Source organism: Pseudomonas sp. Irchel s3h14 (genome assembly GCF_900187425.1).
Taxonomy (GTDB): domain Bacteria; phylum Pseudomonadota; class Gammaproteobacteria; order Pseudomonadales; family Pseudomonadaceae; genus Aquipseudomonas.
The window spans coordinates 53,703-74,552 of sequence record NZ_FYDJ01000020.1 but is presented as its reverse complement, the minus strand read 5'-3'; the positions used below and the strand labels follow the sequence as shown (position 1 = coordinate 74,552).

Sequence of the window (20,850 nt, the reverse complement as noted above, 5' to 3'; positions counted from 1 at the left end):
CTATGTCGTGGTGCGTCTGCCTGCGCCGTTGCGCTGTTGCTGGGCAGGATTCGAGCAAAACCTTATCTCAAATAATGAAAACTCGCGCAAAGGTTCCAACCTTGTGCGCCAAAGTGGCTCATCGGGATCAATCTGCTGATCCTGGCAAGTCGCAACTTGGTGCATGAATTGTCTGCGCGAACTGCTTTGGTGCTTTTTTAGCCTTCAGGTCTGCCAACCCCATGGAAAATCTGCAAAGCGCTGTGGACAGTCTGGTCCATAGCTCCAATACGTTGTTCATTCTGATCGGCGCGGTCATGGTGCTGGCGATGCACGCCGGTTTCGCCTTTCTTGAAGTCGGCACGGTTCGACAAAAGAATCAGGTCAATGCCTTGTCGAAGATCCTCAGCGATTTCGCCATTTCGACCCTGGCCTACTTCTTTATAGGCTATTGGATTTCCTATGGGGTGACCTTCATGCAACCGGCGGCTGTGATCAATGCGGATCATGGCTATGGGCTGGTGAAGTTTTTCTTCCTGCTGACGTTTGCTGCAGCGATACCCGCGATCATTTCCGGAGGCATCGCCGAGCGTGCGCGCTTCGTCCCGCAGTTGTGTGCAACAGCACTGATCGTGGCGTTCATCTATCCGTTCTTCGAGGGCATGATCTGGAACGGCAACTTTGGCCTGCAAGCCTGGTTGCTGGAGCGCTTTGGTGCCAGCTTCCATGATTTCGCCGGCTCGGTAGTGGTTCACGCCATGGGCGGTTGGCTGGCCCTGGCGGCGGTGTTGTTGCTCGGACCGCGCAATGGTCGTTATCGCGAAGGGCGACTGGTGGCGTTCGCGCCCTCGAGCATTCCCTTTTTGGCGCTGGGGTCGTGGATCCTGATCGTTGGCTGGTTTGGTTTCAACGTGATGAGCGCGCAAACCCTGCAAGGTGTCAGCGGACTGGTGGCGGTGAACTCGTTGATGGCCATGGTCGGCGGTACCGTGGCGGCGCTGATCGTCGGGCGCAATGACCCGGGCTTTCTGCATAACGGCCCGCTGGCCGGACTGGTGGCGATCTGTGCCGGTTCCGATCTGATGCATCCGGTGGGTGCGCTGATCACGGGCGTTATTGCTGGCGCACTGTTTGTCTGGTGCTTCACCGCAGCTCAAGTCAAATGGCGCATCGACGATGTGCTGGGGGTTTGGCCGTTGCATGGTTTGTGTGGCGTCTGGGGTGGGATCGCCTGCGGCATCTTCGGCCAGAGCGCGTTGGGTGGGCTGGGCGGCGTGAGTCTGATCAGCCAGTTTATCGGCACCGCACTGGGGGTGGTCGTGGCGCTGGCCGGCGGTTTTGCCGTGTATGGCGCGATCAAAGCGTTCCATGGTCTGCGCCTGAGTCAGGAAGAAGAGTATTACGGCGCGGACTTGTCGGTGCACAAGATCGGCGCCGTCAGTCAGGACTAGGTCTCTTCGTCGTCAGCGCCTGGATAGAAACCGTGCAGCAGACGATAGCGGTCGTGCCGAATCTGGTCGGCCCGCTCCTGTACCTGATACGCGGGTAATCCCAGCATGATCAGCGCGTGGGAGGCGAGCATCAGGCTCGACTCCAGCAGTTCGGGCACGACTTCGCTGGCGCCGGCTGCCTTCAACTCGGCCAGTTGGCTGTCGTCGCGCGTGCGCACCAGTATCGGCACGGTCGCGTTGAGTCGCCGCGCTTCCTTGAGGATCAGCAAAGCGATGTCGCTCTGATCCACGGCGATCACCAGCAGCCTGGCGCGCTCCAGCCCTATCGCGACCAGCAGTTCACCGCGACGTGAGTCGCCATAATGCACACAGGTTTCACCCACGGCGGCTTCCTGGACACGCACCGGATCATTATCCAGTGCGATATAGGATTGCTGCGCGTTGCGTAGCGCGCGTCCGATTGACTGACCGACGCGACCATAGCCACAGATCACTACATGGTTATGCAAGTCGGCGTTGAGTGCGCTGATTTCTTCAAGTTTTGCTTCTTCGTTGGGTTTGCGATGCAGGCGTGTGGCGATGTGGGGGGCGGCGCGCAGCAACAACGGCGTGACGAGCATCGAACAGAAGGTCGCCGCCAGCAGCAGGCCGCCAAAATCGGCGGGCATCAATTTGTTCTGCTGCATCTGTGCCATCAGCGCAAAGCAGAACTCGCCGCCCTGGGCCAATGCCAGGCCGCTGCGCCAGGCGGTTTCGCCATCGCTGCCACGCCATTTGACCAGCAGCGCAACGACGCTGCCCTTGAGCAGCAACAACCCCAGGGTCAGGCCGAGAATCAGCAGGCCGTGGCTGGCGAACAACTGCAAGTCGATCAGCATGCCGATACTGACGAAGAACAACCCGAGCAGGATGTCGCGGAACGGGCGGATGTCGGCCTCGATCTGATGCCGGTAGTGGCTTTCCCCCAGCAGCATGCCGGCGAGAAACGCACCCAGGGCAGGGGAGAGACCGAGCAGGTGCGTCAGCCACGCCGTCAGCAGAACAATGACCAGCGCCAGTAGCACGAACAGTTCCGGGGAACGGGCAGCCGCCACTTCATGGAACAGCCGCGGCAGCAACCAGCGACTGGCCAGCAGCAGACCGACGAACAGCACCACGGTTTTTCCCAGCGTCAGTGGAAGCGCCCAATACCAGGCTTGATCGCTGCTGCCAGCGAAGACGGGCACCAGGGTCAGTAGCAATACCGCCACGACGTCCTGGAACAGCAACACGGCAATGGCATTCTGGCCGTGACTGCTGAAAATCTCGCCGAGACTGCTCAGCTCTTTACTGACAATGGCCGTGGAAGACAGCGACAGGCCGGCGCCGAGTAACAGCGCGGGCGTGATCGACACGCCGAGCAGCATCAGCAAACCACTTAGCAGCATCCCGGAACACAGCACCTGCAGACTGCCAAGCCCGAACACCACTCGGCGCAACACGAGCATTTTCGACAGGGAAAACTCCAGACCAAGGGAGAACAGCAGAAACACCACGCCCAGCTCAGCGAGGTCCGGCAACTCTTCGCTTTCATTCACCCAGTTGAATGCAGTTGGCCCGACGATCAGACCCACGCACAGGTAACCCAACACCGGTGGCAATCGCAGGCGCTGGAACAGTGCAATCACCACCAGGGAGGAGGCGAGGATGATCAACAGGTTGGCGAACACAAAAAACTCCGGTGGTAAGCGCTGACAATTCAAGCGTAGAGGCAAATAGTCCGTGAGCATCGCGCAAAGGATATTGAACGCGACTGATGTGCGTCAGCGTATTGCCGCGATCCGTTGCCGTTATGGCCCAAGGGTAGAGTATTCAATGGCTCGACGGCTTTTCGGGGCAGGCCTAGAATGATGACTTAATTTTTTCGGTTGAGCGCTCATGCTTCCTGAATGTCAGCTGTTCGGCACCCTTGGGTGTCATCTCTGTGAAGTGGCAGAAGCCATGCTGATGGAATTTGTCGAGCGCGGTCTGCTGGTGGAACTGGTGGATATCGCGGACGACGAAACATGGTTCGAAGCTTACAGTCTGCGTATTCCGATATTACGGCGGGTCGATACTGGCGCTGAGCTGGGCTGGCCATTCAGTGCCGATCAGGTAGTGGCGTTCCTGCGTTAAGCGGTGGTTGCGGTGGCGATGTTCCGTCTGTCGAACTTTGCGATGGATCCCCTTGGCTTTACCGGTACTGATCGGATACTGTATGCGCATACAGTTATTCGTGATGCCTGCCTTGTACCCCTGGTTTTCGGGTTTGGGCAGGCGGTCCGGGCGTGAGAGGGATGAATCGTGGTCAATGTCGAACAATTGAAGAACAGCGTGAACCGGATGTCGGCAGACGTGGTGCGCGAGGCTGTCCTCGAATTGCGTCTGGATGGCCTGGTGACAGAAGGAAAAACTCCCTTCAATAAACTGCATTTCAATACCTGTTTCGCCGAAATCGAAGCCTTGTTCCAGCGCGCGGGTTATCACCGGCAGCTGGATGTCGTGGGCTATCAGGGCTTGTTGTATGCGCTTTATGATCCTGGTCGCTGGGAGGCAGTCGATGTGCTGCGCTGGCTCAAGGAGTTCACCGAAGCAGCAGCGCGCACGCAGATACCGGCTTGAGGATTCTCTTCTAGGTTCGTTCCGGCCGCTGTTGGATAATGCCACCCTGTATTGAGGGTTAGAACTTTCGTATGTCCACTTCATCTTTTTCTGCTGCACACAACCAGGCCAGCACGCTCTACTTGCCGCCTGGTCCGTGGCAGACCGTACTCGATTGTCTGTGCGAACACTTCAGCGCCATCGGTCGTGAACAATGGCTGGACAGAATCGCTCGCGGTCGTGTCCTCGACGGTCACGGCATGCCGATCGCCCTTGATCTGCCTTACAAGGAAGGCTTGCGGATTCATTATTTCCGTGAGGTGCCGGACGAAAAGTCGATCCCGGTGGTTGAGTCGATTCTGTACGCGGATGAGCATCTGGTCGTGGCGGACAAGCCGCATTTTCTGCCAGTGACTCCGGCAGGTGAGTACGTGGAGCAGACCCTGTTGCGACGGCTGATCCGTCGACTCGATAACCCGCATCTGGTGCCTTTGCATCGCATTGACCGGCATACGGCGGGGCTAGTGCTGTTTTCCGCCAACCCTCAGAGCCGTTCTGCCTATCAATCGTTGTTTCCTACGCGGCAGATCGAAAAGCGCTACGAGGCAATTGCGCGAGCGTTGCCTGAACTCTCTTTTCCATTGGTCCATAAGAGTCGGCTCATCGATGGTGAGCCTTTCTTCCGAATGCAGGAAGGTCCGGGCGTCAGCAATACCGAGACGGCTGTCGAAGTCAGGGAGAAGAACGGTGACCTCTGGCGTTATGCGCTTTACCCGGTGACAGGCAAGAAGCATCAGTTACGGGTGCACATGACAGCCTTGGGCGCCAGCATCTGCAACGACCCGTTTTATCCGCACGTACTCAAGGATGTTGAGGATGACTATGCCAATCCTTTGAAACTGCTCGCTCAGGGGCTACGGTTTGTGGACCCGGTCACCGGCCAGGAAAGAGCATTCGAAAGCACCATCACCCTGCAGTGGTGATCACGAAGTTCAGCGAATCTGCTGATCTTCAGCCACGAAAAAGCCCGCATAAAGCGGGCTTTTCCATATCCGGTTGTCACCGCAAAAATTACAGCTCCTTAACGGTACGAACCTGATCCTTGTTGATGCGGGTCTGCTTGCCATCCAGTTGTTCGAATTCGTAGAAACCCGAATCCTTATCGTACTTTGGCGCGTCGACAGCCTGGATTTCTCGACCGTCATTCAAGGTGATCACTGTAGGCGATGCGCAACCGGCGAGGGTAGCGAGGCCCAGTGCGAGCATGAAAGTGGCGAGGGTCCGTTGAGTCATGAGTGTGTCTCCGAATATGAATTCTTTTGGTTACTGAGCTTGAGACGTGTACAGCGCGTGCAAGTTCCTTCTCCTGTCAGTCTGACACAGAGTTGTGGGCACTTAACAGTTCTGGTGTGTTGAGGTTGGCCAGACGAGGATCATTGTCAGGACATTGCAGGGCGGTAGCGCCCAGTTTGCGCATGAGGCGACCCGGGCTGCGCTCACCGTCGTTCCAGGCACTGTCGAAATCGGCCGAGAGTGCCACGGGGATAATGCACAGCAGAGGTTCCCAGTGTTCGCCATGGCGCAGCATCAGCGGTTGGTCCGGGTGCTGGTTGGCGGAGTCGCGCATGCTGTTGAGTAGTGCGGCGTCGATGCGCGGTACGTCACACGGCAGTACTAGCAGATGCGTATGGCGGGCGGCCTTCAGGCCTGCGCGAATACCGGCCAGGGGGCCAGGAAAGTCGCCTTCATCGTCATGAACCAGCTGGTCGGCGTAGGGCGCGTATTTTTCCAGGTTTCTGTTGCAGGAGATGATCAGGTCATCACTCAGTGAACGGGTCTTGCGGTGCAAGTGGGCAATCAATGGCTCGCCGTGCCATTCCAGCAGCCCTTTGTCCTGACCGCCCATGCGTTGGCCACGACCACCTGCCAGGAGCAGAATGGAGCAGGGCGGCAAATGTGTATTCGAGGTCATGGCAGGTCTCCATGGGGGCGGCGAAAAAATGAGGCGCTGTGATATAACACCGGGCTGTTTCTCCTACAACTGGATGAGCCTATGAAAGCCAAGGCTGATGTACCTTTCGCACCGCTCAACATCGCGGTGCTGACGGTCAGCGATACCCGTACCCTGGAAACCGATACCTCAGGCCAGGTCTTCGTCGACGGATTGAGCGCTGCCGGCCATAACCTGGCGGCCCGGGTTCTGCTCAAAGATGATCTCTACAAAATTCGCGCGCAAGTCGCCAACTGGATTGCCGACGATGTCGTGCAGGTGGTGCTGATCACTGGCGGCACCGGTTTCACGGGACGCGACAGCACTCCGGAAGCGGTGAGTTGCCTGCTGGACAAACAAGTCGACGGTTTTGGTGAGCTGTTCAGGCAGATATCGGTGGCGGATATTGGCACCTCTACTGTTCAGTCCCGTGCCCTGGCCGGCCTGGCTAATGGCACGTTGGTCTGCTGCTTGCCAGGTTCGACCAATGCCGTGCGCACCGGTTGGGATGGCATTCTTGCCGAGCAACTGGATTCACGGCACCGTCCGTGCAATTTCGTCGCTCATCTCAAACAGGCGGCACCCTGTGAATCCCGCGGGTAAGCCAGGCAAGACTGGCAGTCTGATGGCTGTCGAAGTGGCACTGGCACGCTTGCTGGCAATGGCCGAAGCCTCACCGATTCGTGAGTGTGAACGCTTGCCATTGGCGCAGGTTCAGGGCCGGGTGCTGGCCGATGATCTGGTCTCGACGCTTGATCTGCCACCTTGGCCCAACAGTGCCATGGACGGTTATGCCTTGCGCGTGGCCGACTGGACTGGAGAGCCACTGGTGGTCAGCCAGAAGATTTTTGCCGGTCAGGCTCCAGAACCCTTGAAGCCTGGCACCTGTGCACGAATCTTCACCGGTGCGCCAGTTCCCGCAGGTGCAGATTGCGTCGAGATGCAGGAAAACACCGAGGTCCAGGCGGATGAGCGAGTACGTTTCACCGAAACCATGGCCCCAGGACAAAACATTCGTCCTCAAGGCCAGGAAGCTACTGTCGGTGAGTTGATTCTGCCAGCCGGCACGCGCCTCGGACCGATCGAACAGGGGGTGGCTGCATCGCTGGGATGCGCAGAGCTGGACGTGATTCGCAAGGTTCGCGTTGCTGTTCTGTCCACCGGGGATGAACTGATTGAACCGGGTCAGGCTCTGGGGCCGGGACAGATCTACAACAGCAATCGAGTGTTGCTGTGCAGTTGGTTGCAGCGCTTGGGCTGTGAGGTGATCGATGCCGGAATTCTTCCGGATGATTTAGCGACCACCCGCACTCAACTGGGTGAATTGAAAGATGTCGATCTGATCCTTTCCACCGGTGGTGTCTCGGTGGGAGAGGCTGACTTTCTGGGCATTGCCTTGCGTGAAGAGGGCGAGTTGACGTTGTGGAAACTCGCTATCAAACCCGGAAAACCGCTGACATTCGGGCATTTTCGCGGCGTACCTGTGATTGGTTTGCCTGGCAATCCGGCTTCAACGCTGGTGACCTTTGCTTTGTTGGCAAGGCCCTATCTCTTGCGCCGACAGGGTGTAAAAGAGGTTGAGCCCCTGAAGTTTCAGGTGCCTGCAGGGTTTGCATGGCCAAAAGCAGGCAATCGACGCGAGTACTTGCGCGGACGTCTGGAGAATGGCCGGGCAATTATCTACAGGAATCAGAGTTCTGGTGTACTGCGTAGCGCTGCCTGGGCTGATGGTCTGGTTGAGGTGCTGGAGGAACGCACGCTGATCGAAGGTGACTACGTGAGCTTCATCCCGCTGAGCGAAGTCCTGAGCTGACTCCTGCCGCTGGCGTACTGCGCAAACCCGGTTGATCGAACCGGGTTTTGCGTTCATGGCTTACCCTTGGTGAGCCAGGAGTGTCACGAGCTGGTCAAAACGGCTATTGGCGATCCAGGCCAGAACCCCGATGACGACGGCTGTACCCATAGTCGAATAGGCAAGCCTGTGTTTTATGGATTTGACGTCACTACGGACTTCATCCATGTCTCGTCGGATGTATTTGAGGTGTGTCTCCAATTCAACGACGCGAGATTCCATAGCAGCTTCTCCAATGGGCTTTGCGCTGTTTTTGAATTCAGCTTGATGATTTGCGCGTTTTTCTGCGAGCGGTGCAACCGGAATGACCGGTGACCTGATCTCTTGGCTTTGCATGGCACGTCCCTGTGTAGTTCCTGCTGATGTTTGATAACTGCAGGCGCCAAGGTGTACCAATCGCATGGGTCGGTCAATTGAGCCGATTCCTCACATCTTGTAAGAAAAAGTCCCGCCTTGTAGGACGCCATACGGCTCGACTTCAAATAATTCAAATTCTTGCGACTTTTATGTGGCGAGATGAGGTCAACATCTCCCATACGGAATTCAATCATGGGAGTGACAACTAATGAGCGAACGCAAGGCGCTGTTGATTCTGCATGGCAAGCAAGCGCTCAACGAGGCGGTTCGTTCGGCCGTTGCGGACAAGCGCAAACAGGGTTGGGAGCTGGCCGTTCGAGTGACCTGGGAAGCGGGTGACGCACAGCGTCTGGTAGATGAAGCACTGGCGGCAGGCTACACGCAGATCATCGCCGGTGGCGGTGACGGTACCTTGCGTGATATTGCCGAGGCCATGGCTGCGCATTCGACGCAGGCCAGTCTGGTACTGATGCCCTTGGGGACCGCCAATGATTTTGCGCGTGCCGCCGGCGTGCCTCTGGAGCCCGCGCAGGCGCTGGAACTTCTCGACACTGCGCCGAGCGCCATTGATCTGGGGGAGGTCGACGGGCAGGTGTTCCTGAATATGGCCACGGGCGGTTTTGGCAGTCAGGTCACGGCAAACACCTCGGAGGACTTGAAAAAAATCCTCGGGGGCGCGGCTTACCTGTTCACCGGTTTATCGCGCTTCAGTGAATTGCACGCAGCCTATGGCGAGTTGCAGGGGCCTGATTTCCAGTGGAGTGGCGAGCTGTTGGCATTGGGCATCGGCAATGGCCGGCAGGCCGGCGGTGGACATGTGTTGTGTCCAGAAGCGCTGGCTGACGATGGTCTGCTGGACATCAGTATTCTGCCTGCGCCGCAGGAAGTCGTCGGCACCTTGAAAACCCTGCTGGCGGATGGCTTCGGCATCGACAACATGTTTGTGCGAGTCCGGTTGCCGTGGGTAGAAATCAAGGTCTCGGAGGGCCTCTACATCAACCTCGATGGCGAACCTCTGGAAGGTGACAACTTGCGTTTCTCGACACGTCCAGCGGCACTGCGCGTGCATTTACCTGAAAACTCGCCGCTGCTGGGGTCATCGCAATTGATCAATCATCCAGGCTGATGATCTGCTCGCGAACGGCGAACAGCACCAGGCCCGCCACATCGTAGATCTGCAAGCGCTTCATGATCTGCGAACGGTGGGTTTCAACGGTCTTGATGCTGAGGCCCAGGCCATTGGCAATTTCCCGGGTGGATTTTCCGCGAACGATCAGCCGAAGGATTTCCAGCTGACGCGCTGTCAGGTTGTGCGAGTCTGCAGGTTCCGGCTGGTTTCTCTGAGTTCGGGTCAGCGCCTGGTTGATGACGGTGTGGGCGATGGCCGGGCTCAGGTAGCGTTCGTTGTTACGCAAGGCATCCAGGGCATGTTCGAGCTCGGTAGCCGTGGTGTCCTTGAGCAGGTAGCCATGTGCACCGGATTCCAATGCCTGCATGATGAGTGCTGGATCAGTGTGCATCGACAGGATCAGCACCTTGCTCTGCGGGCGTACTCGCTTGAGTCGCTGCAAGGCGTCGAGGCCACTGGTTTCCTTCATGGAAATATCCAGCAGGATGATGTCGGGGGACAGTTGCTCGACCATCTCGAGCAACTGCGAGCCGTCATTGGCCTCACCGATTACCGCGTAGCCGGGAATATCCAGCACCAGAGCGCGTACGCCTGCCCTGATAAGCGAGTGGTCATCCACCAGAAGTAAGTTACAAGTCAACGCATAACCTTATTCGTACTGGCCCGTTCGAGCGCACGAGGGGCCCAGGGGAAGAGTGCTTCGATTTGAGTGCCTTTGCCTGGCTCGCTGGTCACGCTCAGTGTGCCGCCCAACTGATTTATCCGTTCCGACATCCCCGCCATTCCGCGTTGCCCCTCACGACCTGGATCGGTCGCAGGTGCGAATCCCAGGCCATCGTCACTGATCAATAGTGTCAGGCCCTGAGGCTGACGTTGCAGGCGGACCAACAGATTTTTCGCTTCGGCATGGCGCAATATATTGGTGACCGCTTCCTGAGTGATTCGAAAGGCGGCCAGCGTCATTTCCTCCGGTATACCGGCCAAACGCTGATGGCATTCCAGGCTCCAGTGCACCGGCGTGTTGGTCAGCGTCTTGAGTAAATGCGCCCGCAGACTGGCTTCCAGCCCGAGACTGGTCAGCTGCCTCGGATTGAGAATGGCCGATACGTCTCGCACTTTGGCCAGGGTTTCTTCCAGCGTGTCGCAGAGTACCGAACACTGGCCCTGAAGTTCTTCGGGCAATCGGCGTTTGAGCCAGTCGCTTTGAAGTTTTGCCGCGGTCAGCAATTGGCCGATGTCGTCATGCAGTTCCCGACTGAGTCGGTGGCGTTCGTTTTCCTGAACCTCCAACAGCCGGTCAGCCAACTCCTGGGGTTGAAACTTTATCGACTTGCGCGAAAGACAATACTGCACCCAGACGCAGGTCAATGCCGCAATATTGAGTACCAGCAGACTCAGCGGCAGGGGAGCGGACTGGCTATAAATCAGCAGGCAGCCAAGCGCCGAGCAGGTACACAACACAAGCATGACCAGACGCGCGTTTTTTCGGGAGGGTGGCTTTAGGGTGATCGACTTGAGGCTGGCGTACATAGCGGATGGAGCCAATGGATGTTCGCTGCGGGAAGACCGGGCATCGTGGATGACGGGTCTCTGTCTGGAGTCACTCTGCCATTAATTGACGTCAACTAATGGGCGGCATAATACCACTTAAGATACCGTTGGTCGCGTTTGGTATATAGGTCTGCAGAGTCAGGAAATAAGCGTTTATGGACAGCAGTTCCATAATGGAAAAAGTTGGATGGCAAGAATGGTTTATTTGTTTCGAGTTGTCGTTAGCAGGTATGGAATATTCAATTGCGACATGGGCCCGCTAAAGTTAGAGGGGTAGTCATGGCAATAAAAATTCGCAGCACGGCATAGAGGCCCGATAATTCAGGCTTGCCGACCTGCAAAGGAAACGAGTGTGAACGGTTTGGAATTAGCGGGGGGCTGAAACTGACTTTGTCCGACCTGAAAGGCGAAGGCTTCGATCAGGGATGTCTGTTCGCTGTCATCAAGGCTGAGTTGGCCGGTCTTCTGATCGATAAGCTCGAGTTGCCAGGCGATCAACGTCAGACAGTCTTTCAGCGCACTCAGGGCCTGGTCGTGTAAATCCATGTGATTCTGGGCATGGCTCAGCAAACCATGGATGTGCAACGAAAACTCCGAAACGGCTGCCAGAGCGAGGGCATCAGCCTTGTTGGCCAGTTTGAGCAGGGTGCTCAGCATGCAGTCGATGGCATCCTTGTCATTGCTGATCAGTTGCAAATGACTCAGGCATTCCTCGGTTTTAACCAGGAGTGTCTCAGCTTCGACGAGAAACTCAGGGAGCCGGTGAGCCCATTCTTTACGATCGTTCGGCATGTTTATCTCCACAACGTCATGTCAAATGCGGGAATGTCGTGTGTGTCGACGGGGACGATCAGAGTCCCCGCATTGCCATGCCGTCGTGAGATCGCGCACCGGCCTGTCTGGTTGCAGGTTGGGGAACTCGATAGGGTGGATGGCCACTTACCTGCGATCGCACACAAAAGCCTGACTCCGTTCATGCAATGAGAATGGCGTCACATTAATGGCTATTGGATATTGCGAATATCAGGTTGGGCCTGATTGCTACTAGGGGAATCCCTTACACGGGGGAACCAACCGAACGAAACAAGGTCTCGCGGCAGGCAATGGGGCAGATGAAATCGCCTGGCCAGTAAAGCATGATGTTAATGTGACATCAATGCTTGGTCATGGCATTTTACACGGGGGTCAAGGTCCGGCGAAAACAGCCGATAACCCCCTTTAGTGAATTCATCAGAACAAGCCCAGGAGTCATTGATGGCCGGCATTCTCGACACGGTAGACCAACGCACGCAACTGGTGGGTGAGAATCGCCTGGAAATTCTCATGTTCCGGCTGGCCGGACGTCAATTGTTCGCGATCAACGTCTTCAAAGTGCAGGAAGTGCTGCAACTGCCGAAGCTGACCCTGATGCCCCAGCGTCATCCGTTTGTCTGCGGCGTGGTTAATCTGCGTGGCCAGACCCTGCCGGTGATCGACCTGTCCCAGGCCATCGGCATGCGCCCGCTGGTGCCAAGCCCGACCAGTACGATCATCGTCACCGAGTACAACCGTTCGGTGCAGGCGTTCCTGGTCGGTGGTGTGGACCGTATCGTCAACATGAACTGGGAAGCCATTCTGCCGCCGCCGGCCAGTGCCGGTCGTCAGCATTACCTGACGGCCATCAGCAAGGTCGACGATCAGTTGGTGGAAATCATCGACGTCGAAAAAGTCCTGGCGGAAATCGTCCCGTACAACGCCAAGGTCTCGCGCGACAAACTCGACGATCCGGTTCTGGAACGTGCCCGTGGCCGTGAAGTGCTGCTGGTGGACGACTCGAACGTGGCCCTGTCGCAATTGCGTGACACCCTGGGTCAGTTGGGCGTGAAGATGCACATCGCCACCGATGGCTTGAAGGCACTGAACATGCTCAAGGCCTGGGCCGATACCGGTGTGAACATGACCGACAAACTGCTGATGGTCTTCACCGACGCGGAAATGCCGGAAATGGACGGCTATCGCCTCACCACGGAAATCCGCAATGACCCACGTCTGCGTGGCCTCTATGTGGTTCTGCATACCTCGTTGTCCGGCAGCTTCAACGACTCGATGGTGAAGAAGGTCGGCTGCGACAACTTCCTCTCCAAATTCCAGCCGGACAAACTCATCGATGTGGTGCGCCAGCGTCTGATGCTGGACGCAGTTCCGGCCTGAAATGGGCATGTAAAGCGGGCAAGCCCCGCCACAGAGGCTTTGATTCGGCGATCAAGCTCGTATAGGGTGGCGTTTTTGTCCACCAGGGAGCTGGCCATGTTGCGTCTGAGCGCGCTGTATCGTTATCCGTTGAAATCCGGCAAGGGCGAGATCCTGCAGCAGGCCAGCCTCGACAAGCTGGGCCTGGACGGTGATCGACGCTGGATGCTGGTGGACGAAGCCAGCGGGCGCTTTCTGACCCAGCGTGCGGTGGCGCAGATGAGTCAGCTGTCGGCGTTGTGGAATGCCGACGGGGGCTTGACCCTCAGTGCGCCGGGCCGCTCACCGATCGATATCGCCTTGCCTGCCAGCGACGCGGAACTGCGTGGCGTGACCATTTGGCGCGATACGCTGCGTGTGCCGGATGCCGGTGACGAGGCGGGTGCCTGGGTCAGTGAGTTCATTGGCAAACCGACTCGCCTGGTGCAAGTGCCCCTTGATCGTGCACGGACCACCCAGGCCGGCTATGGCAAGGACGATGATCAGGTGGCCTTCGCCGATGGTTTTCCGCTGTTGCTGATCGGACAGGCCTCCCTGGAGGACTTGTCGCAAAAAGTCGGCCGCCCGCTGGAAATGCTGCGCTTTCGGCCGAATCTGGTGATCGAGGGCAGCGAAGCGTATGCCGAGGATGGCTGGAAGCGTATCCGCATCGGCGATGTCGAGTTCCGCGTGGTCAAGTCGTGTTCACGCTGCATTCTGACCACCATCGACCCGCAAACCGGCGAGCGCAGCGAAGATCGCGAACCTCTGGCCACGTTGCAAAAATACCGTGCCGAGGCCGATGGTGCGATGTTCGGACAGAACCTGGTCAACGACAGCAATGGTCAACTTGAAGTCGGCATGCCGGTGACGATTCTGGAATAAGACAATCAGAATAAAAAATGCCCGTGTCCAAGGACACGGGCATTTTTTTGTCGCTGTGAAACCCAGGGTTTTAGCCGCGGTATTCGCACAGGTAAGCGGTGTCGACGGCCACTTTCAGCTGGAACTTGCTGTTGGCGGGTACGTTGAACTGGCTGCCGGCGGCGAAGGTTTCCCAGTCGCTGCTGTCCGGCAGTTTGACGGTCAGGGCGCCGGACACCACGTGCATGATTTCACGCTGGCTGGTGCCGAATTCGTACTCGCCCGGTGCCATGACGCCGAGGGTCGCAGGACCTTCAGCGGTGCCAAAGGCGATCGACTTGACGGTGCCGTCGAAGTACTCGTTGACTTTAAACATGGGCGATTCCTCGAAAAGGGCTAAAAAGGGCTGGCCAGTATGCACAAGGCCCATGCCGGCGTCACCTCTCTAAGTCGGAAGAACCAGTGGCAATAATCGTGCGGTATTGCGCGCATCTTCTAGCGCCCGATGTTGTTGGCCACTGAACTGCATGCCCGCCAGTTGCAGCGCGCCGTTGAGCCCCAGCGGGCGTTCCAGCCGGCGAGCCTTGGCAAAGCGCTGTTTGAGGTTCATGTGCGGCACCCGGCTCAGGGCGCTGTCGAGTTGCAGACGCTCCCACTCCTGAACCAACTGTTTGCGATCGTAATCGCCCCAACTGACCCAGCCTTCGAGGCGCGAGTGATGCTGGCCGAGCCAGTGTTCGAACGACGCCCAGACCTCACTCAGAGGCTGCGCGGCGTCGATGTTGGCCTGGGTGATGCGGGTCAGTTGCCGGCAAAACGGCGTCAGCAAGGGCCGACGCAGCGGCCGGACGAAACGCTGGAAAGCATCCAGTTCGCGCCCCTTGCGGTCCACCAGGGTGGCGCCGATTTCGATGATTTCCATTTCCGTTACTGGCCAACCACCCTCATCGGTGGTGGCTTCTAGATCAATGACCAGCCAGTGAGGCATCGCAGGGTTCCTGGTATCCGCGTCCTGATAGGGCTTGAGCGTAGCCAAACCCGGCGGATCCGCCTAGCGGCTTATTCGACCTCCAACAAAATCTGACGATTTTTCACCTGGTCACCGACCCTGACCTGCAAGCGCTTGAGCACGCCGTCGATGCCTGACTTGAGCGGATGCTCCATTTTCATGGCCTCCAGCACCACCAACAATTGGCCTTTACTGACCGGGCTGCCCTCAGTCACCAGCACATCGACGATCGCCCCGTCCATCGGAGCCTTGAGAGTGCCGGTGCTGACGCTGGCCTGGCTGTTGACCACGGCCTTCGTCCGGTCCATCAGCCGCACACTGCCGGGACGGGTGAACAGCCAGAGTTGCCCGGCCTCAAGACGGTAAGCATGACGTCGCCGGATACCGTTGATTTCCAGGCTGGCCCAGCGTCCGTCGCACCGGATGACCTTCAATTCAAAGGGCGTTGTGGCCACTTGAATCCGATACGGTTCACCCGACACAGCGTTCAGTTCCACTGACCAATCCTGATCCTCAAGGCCGATTCGATAGTGCAAGGGCACGCTGGCGTTGTTTCGCCAACCGGCCAGTGGCGCGTGATGAACCTGCGCCGAGGCTTGATAGAACAGCGCAGCAGCGATGGCCAGTTCTTCGGCGCTCGGCACATACGTATGCAGGCAGGGATGCTCGGTGAAGTGAGTCTGGATGAACCCGGTGCTGAACTCGCCACTGATGAACTGTGGGTGTTCGAGCAGGCTGGCGAGCAAGCGCTGATTGCTCTGTACGCCAAGCAGCACACTGTCCTGCACCGCCCGCAGCAACTTACGCCGGGCTTCTTCGCGGGTGGCGCCGTGGGCGATGATCTTGCCCAGCATCGGGTCATAAAACGGGCTGATTGTCTGGCCTTCAATCAGGCCATGGTCGATCCGCACGCCGCGCTGCAACGTAGGCTCCCACGCGGTGATACGGCCGGTTTGTGGGAGAAAATCGTGTGCCGGATCTTCGGCGTACAAACGGACTTCCATGGCATGGCCGCTGAGCTGAACCTGCTCCTGTCGCAACGGCAGGGGCAGTCCTTCGGCGACGTGCAACTGCCAGGCCACCAGATCGAGGCCGGTGATCAATTCGGTCACCGGGTGCTCCACCTGGAGTCGGGTGTTCATCTCCAGAAAATAAAACTGCCCGCGCGCATCCAGCAGGAACTCGACAGTGCCAGCGCCGACGTAATTCACGGCGCGCCCCGCCTTGAGCGCCGCTTCGCCCATGGCCTGACGCAACTCGGCGGTCATCACCGGGCAGGGCGCTTCTTCGATGACTTTTTGATGGCGACGCTGGATCGAGCAGTCGCGCTCGCCAAGGTAGATCAGGTTGCCGTGCTGGTCGCCGAACAGTTGGACTTCGACGTGACGCGGGTCGATCAGCGCTTGCTCGAGAATCAGTTCGTCACTGCCAAACCCATGCAGCGCTTCGGAGCGGGCGGTGCGCAGTTGCTCCAACAGATCGTTGGCCTCGTGCACTAGGCGCATGCCACGTCCGCCACCGCCGGCACTGGCCTTGATCATCAGTGGATAGCCGATGCGTGCGGCTTCGCGGCTAAGGGTTGCGTCGTCCTGTTCTTTGCCCTGATAACCCTTGATGCACGGCACACCGGCATCGAGCATGGCGAGTTTCGACAGGCGTTTGCTGCCCATCAGTTCGATGGCTTCGGGGCTGGGGCCGATGAAGGTGATGCCGGCATCCTGGCAGGCGCGGGCGAAGCCGGCATTTTCCGAGAGGAAGCCGTAGCCCGGATGGATCGCGTCAGCGCCCGTGCGCCGGGCGGCGTCGAGAATGGCCGGGATATTCAGATAGGACTGCTGAACCGGGGCCGGGCCGATGTTCACGGCTTCGTCGGCCATCTGCACATGCAGGGCATCGGCGTCGGCATCGCTGAACACCGCGACCGTGCGATAGCCCAGGGCCTCGGCGGTGCGCTGGATGCGGCAGGCGATTTCACCGCGGTTGGCGATCAGGATTTTTCTGAGTCCGGGCATAGGGTCTTCTCTCAAGTTGTGCGGTGCAAGTGATGGCCTCTTCGCGAGCAAGCCCGCTCCCACATTTGAAATGCATTCCCCTGTGGGAGCGGGCTTGCTCCGGGCGGCGTTCCGACGAAGCTTTTAAAGGGCCCAGCCCGGTTTGCGTTTCTGCACGAAGGCCATGGTCCCCTCAATACCTTCAGCCCCGGTCACCGCCTCGTTGAACCAATCGGCTGCTTCATCCAGCAACGCATTCGATGGCTGGCCGGCACTCGCGAGCAACAGCTTTTTGGTCATCGCATTGGCCTCCGGCGCGCAGCACAACACGTGGGCCAGAATTTCATCGAGACGCTCGGCCAATGCTTGCGCGTCATGCTCGACAAAATGCACCAGTCCGATGCGCCGTGCGTGTGTGCCATCGAAACGTGCCGCGGTCAGCGCCAGTCGGCGAGTCTGAGTCAGGCCGATGCGCTGCACCACAAACGGCGCGATTTGCGCTGGCAGCAGACCGAGGCTGGTTTCCGGCAGACCGAATTGCGCCTGATGATCGGCCAAGGCGACGTCGCTGACGCAGGCCAGACCAAAACCACCGCCGAGCACCGCGCCTTGCAGCACCGTGATCACCACTTGCGGCGCGTGTTGCACCTCTTGCAGCAGCGCACCGAATGCGCGATTCAAGTCGCGATAGGCGCTTGGGCCTTGAGCGCGTGCGTTGGCCATGTCCTTGATGTCGCCGCCGGCGCAAAAATGCCCGCCGGCACCACCGATCACCAAGGCACGAATCTCACGGTCATCGCGCACGGCCAACAGCACGGCACGCAGTTCCGCGACCATCAACAGGCTCATGGCATTGCGGCTTTCCGGGCGGTTGAGGGTGATGTGCAGAACGCCGTTGTGCGATTCCAGCAGCAAGGTCTGGCAAACCGGCAGGGTACTCATTTCTTTTTCCCCGGCAGGATGCCCATGAGTTTGCAGATGATCCCCAGCATGATTTCGTCGGCACCGCCGCCGATCGACACCAGCCGCACGTCACGGTAAGCGCGGGCGACCGGGTTGTCCCACATGAAGCCCATGCCGCCCCAGTATTGCAGGCAGCTGTCGCTGACTTCCCGGCCCAGACGCCCGGCCTTGAGTTTGGCCATCGACGCCAGACGGGTGACGTCCTGGCCTTTGATGTATTGCTCGGTAGCCTGATAGACCAGCGCCCGCAGGCATTCGATTTCGGTTTGCAGTTCGGCCAGTCGAAAGTGGATGACCTGATTGTCGATCAGCGCACTGCCGAAGGTTTTACGTTCCTTGCAGTACTCGATGGTGCTGTCGATGCAGTACTCCAGGCCCTTGATCATGTTCGCCGCGCCGAATAGCCGTTCCTCCTGGAACTGCAGCATCTGCATCATGAACCCCGCGCCTTCATGGCCGATGCGGTTGCGTTGCGGCACGCGCACGTTGTCGAAAAACACCTGAGCGGTTTCCGAACTGCGCATGCCGAGCTTGTCCAGGTGCGAGCTGAGGCTGATGCCCGGCGTGTTCATCGGCACCATGATCAGTGACTTGTTGATGTGCGGTTTGTCGTCCGAGGTGTTGGCCAGCAGGCAGATGAAATCGGCGCTCGGCGAGTTGGTGATCCACATCTTGCTGCCGTTGATCACGTAGTCGTCGCCGTCCTTGCGGGCGGTGGTTTTCAAACCGGCCACGTCGGAACCGGCGCCAACTTCGGAAACACCGATGCAGCCGACCTGCTCGCCAGTGATCGCCGGTCGCAGGAATTCTTCACGCAGTTCATCGGAGCCGAAACGCGCCAGCGCCGGGGTGCACATGTCGGTCTGCACGCCGATGGACATCGGAATGCCGCCGCAGTGGATGGTGCCGAACTCTTCAGCCGCGACGATCGAATAGCTGTAATCGAGCCCCATGCCGCCGAACTTTTCCGGTTTGGAAATCCCCAGCAGGCCGAGGTCGCCGGCCTTGCGGAAGATCTCGTGGATCGGAAAGCGCCCGTCCTTTTCCCATGCCTCGACGTGAGGATTGATCTCGTGATCGACGAATTGGCGGACGGTGCGGCGCAGTGCTTCGTGTTCCTGGGTGAAGATCATTTTTATTGTTCTCCTGAATAACGGATCGTTGCCGTGTCTTCCCGATCGTTCCCACGCTCTGCGTGGACGCTCTGCGTCCGCTCTTGGGACGCGGAGCGTCCCGGGCTGCATACCCACGCAGAGCGTGGGAACGATCAAAACCTAGCGATTCCGAAGCTGTTGGATTGCAGCGGCCGCACTTCAGCCTCATGACAGATATCCAGCAAGTACCCGAGCAAGGTCCGGGTATCCCGCGGATCGATCAACCCGTCGTCCCACAAACTGGCGCTGCCATAGAGTGCGGTGGACTGGCTGTCGAGTTTCTGCGCGGTGACCTGTTCCAGCATGTCGAGCATTGTCGGGTCGGGCACCAGGCCGTCCTTGGCCTGCTTGGCCTCGGTGACGATCCGCAGCACTTTGCCGGCCTGGGCGCCGCCCATCACCGCCGTGCGGCTGTTGGGCCAGGCGAAAATGAAGCGTGGGTCGAGGCCGCGGCCGCACATCGCGTAGTTGCCGGCGCCGTAGGAGCCACCGACGACGATAGTCAGTTTAGGCACGCGGGCATTGGCCACCGCTTGAATCATTTTCGCGCCGTGTTTGATCACGCCTTGCTGCTCCGACTCGGTGCCGACCATGAACCCGGTGGTGTTGTGAAAAAACAGCAGCGGCGTCTGGCTTTGGTCGCAGAGCTGAATGAACTGCGCCGCCTTGCTCGCACCCTTGGGCGTGATCGGCCCATTGTTGCCAATGAACCCGCAGGCGCGGCCTTGAATCTGCAAGTGGCCGCAGACGGTTTGCTGATCGAACTCGCCCTTGAATTCGAGAAAGTTCGAGCCGTCGGCAATCCGCGCGATGATTTCGCGCACGTCGTAAGGTTTTTTCGCGTCGTCAGGAATCAGCCCGAGCAATTCTTCGATGGGGTAGAGCGGTTCTTCCCACCGACGTTCGGGTAACCAGGGCAACTGATCATTCCACGGCAACAGGCTGACAATCTCGCGCACCTGGCGCACGCCATCGGCATCGTTCTCGGCCAGGTATTCAGCGGTGCCGGCGATTTGCGAGTGCATCTCGGCGCCGCCCAGTGCTTCATCGGTGGCGACTTCACCGGTGGCAGCCTTGAGCAGCGGCGGGCCGGCCAGAAACAGCTTGGCCTTGCCACGCACCACCACCACGTAATCCGACAGCCCCGGCTGATAGGCGCCGCCCGCCGTGGCCGAGCCATGGACCACGGTGATTTGCGGCAGGCCCATGGCTGACATCCGCGCCTGATTGGCAAAGCTGCGGGCGCCTTCGACGAAAATCTCCGCCGCGTAATTGAGGTTGGCGCCACCGCTTTCGGCCAGGGTAATGACCGGCAGTTTGTTCTCCATGGCGATCTGTTGCAGGCGCAGGGATTTTTTCAAACCACTGGGGGAAATGGTCCCGCCCTTGATCGCACTGTTGTTCGCCACCACCAGCACGCGCACGCCGGACACGTAGCCGATTCCGGCGATCAAGCCGCCGCCTGCGGAGCTGCCGTCCTTGTCGTCGTGCAGCTTGTAGCCCGCCAGGCTGGCTAGTTCGAGGAACGGGGCGCCAGGGTCCAGCAGCAGATTGAGGCGTTCACGGGGCAACAATTGGCCGCGTTTTTCGAACCTGGGTTTGGCTTCGGCCGCCTTGTTCAGCAAGTTCTGTTCGAGCTGACGGACGTGCTCGATGCCGACCAGCATCGCCGCGCGATTGCGCGCGAACTGTTCGCTGAATGGGTCCACTTGCGACTGAATCACCGGCATGGC

At 58.8% G+C, this 20,850-nt stretch carries 22 protein-coding genes; 9 read left to right on the top strand and 13 right to left on the bottom strand.

The features are described from left to right. Window positions 1-221 precede the first annotated feature (221 nt). Complete coding sequence (locus tag CKW16_RS26285; RefSeq protein WP_095131936.1) at window positions 222-1,430, top strand: ammonium transporter; 1,209 nt, start codon at window positions 222-224, stop codon at window positions 1,428-1,430. Here CKW16_RS26285 and CKW16_RS26280 read toward each other — a convergent pair. Further along, window positions 1,427-3,139 carry a monovalent cation:proton antiporter-2 (CPA2) family protein gene (locus tag CKW16_RS26280; protein ID WP_095131934.1) on the bottom strand — a complete coding sequence of 571 codons (1,713 nt, stop codon included), beginning with the start codon at window positions 3,137-3,139 and terminating at the stop codon, window positions 1,427-1,429. The two genes, CKW16_RS26285 and CKW16_RS26280, sit on opposite strands and share 4 nt — an antisense overlap. A 208-nt stretch (window positions 3,140-3,347) precedes the next feature. Between CKW16_RS26280 and CKW16_RS26275 the strand changes: the two genes are divergently transcribed. The 3 genes from CKW16_RS26275 (at window position 3,348) to CKW16_RS26265 (ending at window position 5,032) form a co-directional block, all read left to right on the top strand. Continuing rightward, a complete protein-coding gene (locus CKW16_RS26275) occupies window positions 3,348-3,584 on the top strand; it encodes a glutaredoxin family protein (protein ID WP_046049177.1) in 237 nt (78 codons plus the stop codon). Between the two features lie 168 nt (window positions 3,585-3,752). Continuing rightward, complete coding sequence (locus tag CKW16_RS26270) at window positions 3,753-4,070, top strand: hypothetical protein (protein ID WP_008145883.1); 318 nt, start codon at window positions 3,753-3,755, stop codon at window positions 4,068-4,070. Window positions 4,071-4,141: 71 nt separating this feature from the next. Beyond that, entirely contained in the window at window positions 4,142-5,032 is an 891-nt protein-coding gene (locus CKW16_RS26265; RefSeq protein WP_095131932.1) for a pseudouridine synthase, read from the top strand. Window positions 5,033-5,120: 88 nt separating this feature from the next. Here the strand turns inward: CKW16_RS26265 and CKW16_RS26260 are convergent, their stop codons facing one another. Together CKW16_RS26260 and mobA are read right to left on the bottom strand one after the other, a co-directional pair. Further along, on the bottom strand, window positions 5,121-5,342 hold the full coding sequence (locus CKW16_RS26260; protein WP_008145885.1) for a YgdI/YgdR family lipoprotein: 222 nt from the start codon (window positions 5,340-5,342) through the stop codon (window positions 5,121-5,123). A 76-nt stretch (window positions 5,343-5,418) separates the two neighbouring features. Next, window positions 5,419-6,021 carry a molybdenum cofactor guanylyltransferase MobA gene (mobA, locus tag CKW16_RS26255; protein ID WP_095131931.1) on the bottom strand — a complete coding sequence of 201 codons (603 nt, stop codon included), beginning with the start codon at window positions 6,019-6,021 and terminating at the stop codon, window positions 5,419-5,421. Between the two features lie 81 nt (window positions 6,022-6,102). Here mobA and moaB point away from each other — a divergent pair, with 81 nt between their 5' ends. Together moaB and glp are read left to right on the top strand one after the other, a co-directional pair. Beyond that, on the top strand, window positions 6,103-6,642 hold the full coding sequence (gene moaB / locus CKW16_RS26250) for a molybdenum cofactor biosynthesis protein B (RefSeq protein WP_046049182.1): 540 nt from the start codon (window positions 6,103-6,105) through the stop codon (window positions 6,640-6,642). Continuing rightward, a complete protein-coding gene (gene glp, locus CKW16_RS26245; RefSeq protein WP_095131930.1) occupies window positions 6,626-7,852 on the top strand; it encodes a gephyrin-like molybdotransferase Glp in 1,227 nt (408 codons plus the stop codon). The genes moaB and glp overlap by 17 nt, the downstream gene beginning before the upstream one ends. Window positions 7,853-7,912: 60 nt before the next feature. Here glp and CKW16_RS26240 read toward each other — a convergent pair whose 3' ends face one another. After that, window positions 7,913-8,227 (bottom strand): hypothetical protein, encoded by a 315-nt coding sequence (locus CKW16_RS26240; protein WP_095131929.1) that lies wholly within the window; start codon window positions 8,225-8,227, stop codon window positions 7,913-7,915. A 229-nt stretch (window positions 8,228-8,456) separates the two neighbouring features. Between CKW16_RS26240 and yegS the strand changes: the two genes are divergently transcribed. Further along, a complete protein-coding gene (gene yegS, locus CKW16_RS26235; protein WP_095131928.1) occupies window positions 8,457-9,374 on the top strand; it encodes a lipid kinase YegS in 918 nt (305 codons plus the stop codon). Here the strand turns inward: yegS and CKW16_RS26230 are convergent. The 3 genes from CKW16_RS26230 to CKW16_RS26220 form a co-directional block, all read right to left on the bottom strand. Then, a complete protein-coding gene (locus CKW16_RS26230) occupies window positions 9,358-10,017 on the bottom strand; it encodes a response regulator transcription factor (protein WP_095131926.1) in 660 nt (219 codons plus the stop codon). The two genes, yegS and CKW16_RS26230, sit on opposite strands and share 17 nt — an antisense overlap. Then, window positions 10,014-10,907, bottom strand: a complete 894-nt coding sequence (locus CKW16_RS26225) for a sensor histidine kinase (RefSeq protein ID WP_095131924.1) — start codon at window positions 10,905-10,907, stop codon at window positions 10,014-10,016. The genes CKW16_RS26230 and CKW16_RS26225 overlap by 4 nt, the downstream gene beginning before the upstream one ends. A gap of 342 nt (window positions 10,908-11,249) precedes the next feature. Beyond that, window positions 11,250-11,720, bottom strand: a complete 471-nt coding sequence (locus CKW16_RS26220) for a hypothetical protein (RefSeq protein WP_095131922.1) — start codon at window positions 11,718-11,720, stop codon at window positions 11,250-11,252. 462 nt (window positions 11,721-12,182) lie between these two features. On the opposite strand from CKW16_RS26220, the gene CKW16_RS26215 reads away from it, so the two are divergent. Together CKW16_RS26215 and CKW16_RS26210 are read left to right on the top strand one after the other, a co-directional pair. Further along, window positions 12,183-13,118, top strand: coding sequence for a chemotaxis protein CheV (locus CKW16_RS26215; RefSeq protein ID WP_095131920.1), 936 nt, complete (start codon window positions 12,183-12,185; stop codon window positions 13,116-13,118). Between the two features lie 96 nt (window positions 13,119-13,214). Beyond that, the gene (locus CKW16_RS26210) at window positions 13,215-14,021 is read left to right on the top strand and encodes an MOSC domain-containing protein (protein ID WP_095131918.1); all 807 of its coding nucleotides are present in this window, start codon (window positions 13,215-13,217) and stop codon (window positions 14,019-14,021) included. 70 nt (window positions 14,022-14,091) lie between these two features. Here the strand turns inward: CKW16_RS26210 and CKW16_RS26205 are convergent, their stop codons facing one another. The 6 genes from CKW16_RS26205 to atuC form a co-directional block, all read right to left on the bottom strand. Beyond that, window positions 14,092-14,376, bottom strand: coding sequence for a pyrimidine/purine nucleoside phosphorylase (locus CKW16_RS26205; protein WP_046049191.1), 285 nt, complete (start codon window positions 14,374-14,376; stop codon window positions 14,092-14,094). Window positions 14,377-14,445: 69 nt separating this feature from the next. Continuing rightward, window positions 14,446-14,988, bottom strand: a complete 543-nt coding sequence (locus tag CKW16_RS26200; protein WP_095131916.1) for an exonuclease domain-containing protein — start codon at window positions 14,986-14,988, stop codon at window positions 14,446-14,448. A 71-nt stretch (window positions 14,989-15,059) separates the two neighbouring features. Continuing rightward, window positions 15,060-17,021, bottom strand: a complete 1,962-nt coding sequence (locus CKW16_RS26195; RefSeq protein WP_095131914.1) for an acetyl/propionyl/methylcrotonyl-CoA carboxylase subunit alpha — start codon at window positions 17,019-17,021, stop codon at window positions 15,060-15,062. Window positions 17,022-17,144: 123 nt separating this feature from the next. Next, the gene (locus tag CKW16_RS26190; protein WP_095131912.1) at window positions 17,145-17,942 is read right to left on the bottom strand and encodes an enoyl-CoA hydratase/isomerase family protein; all 798 of its coding nucleotides are present in this window, start codon (window positions 17,940-17,942) and stop codon (window positions 17,145-17,147) included. Then, window positions 17,939-19,096, bottom strand: coding sequence for a citronellyl-CoA dehydrogenase (atuD, locus tag CKW16_RS26185; RefSeq protein WP_095131910.1), 1,158 nt, complete (start codon window positions 19,094-19,096; stop codon window positions 17,939-17,941). Before atuD ends, CKW16_RS26190 begins: the two co-directional genes overlap by 4 nt. Window positions 19,097-19,230: 134 nt before the next feature. After that, complete coding sequence (gene atuC, locus CKW16_RS26180; RefSeq protein ID WP_095131908.1) at window positions 19,231-20,847, bottom strand: geranyl-CoA carboxylase subunit beta; 1,617 nt, start codon at window positions 20,845-20,847, stop codon at window positions 19,231-19,233. Between the last annotated feature and the right edge of the window lie 3 nt (window positions 20,848-20,850).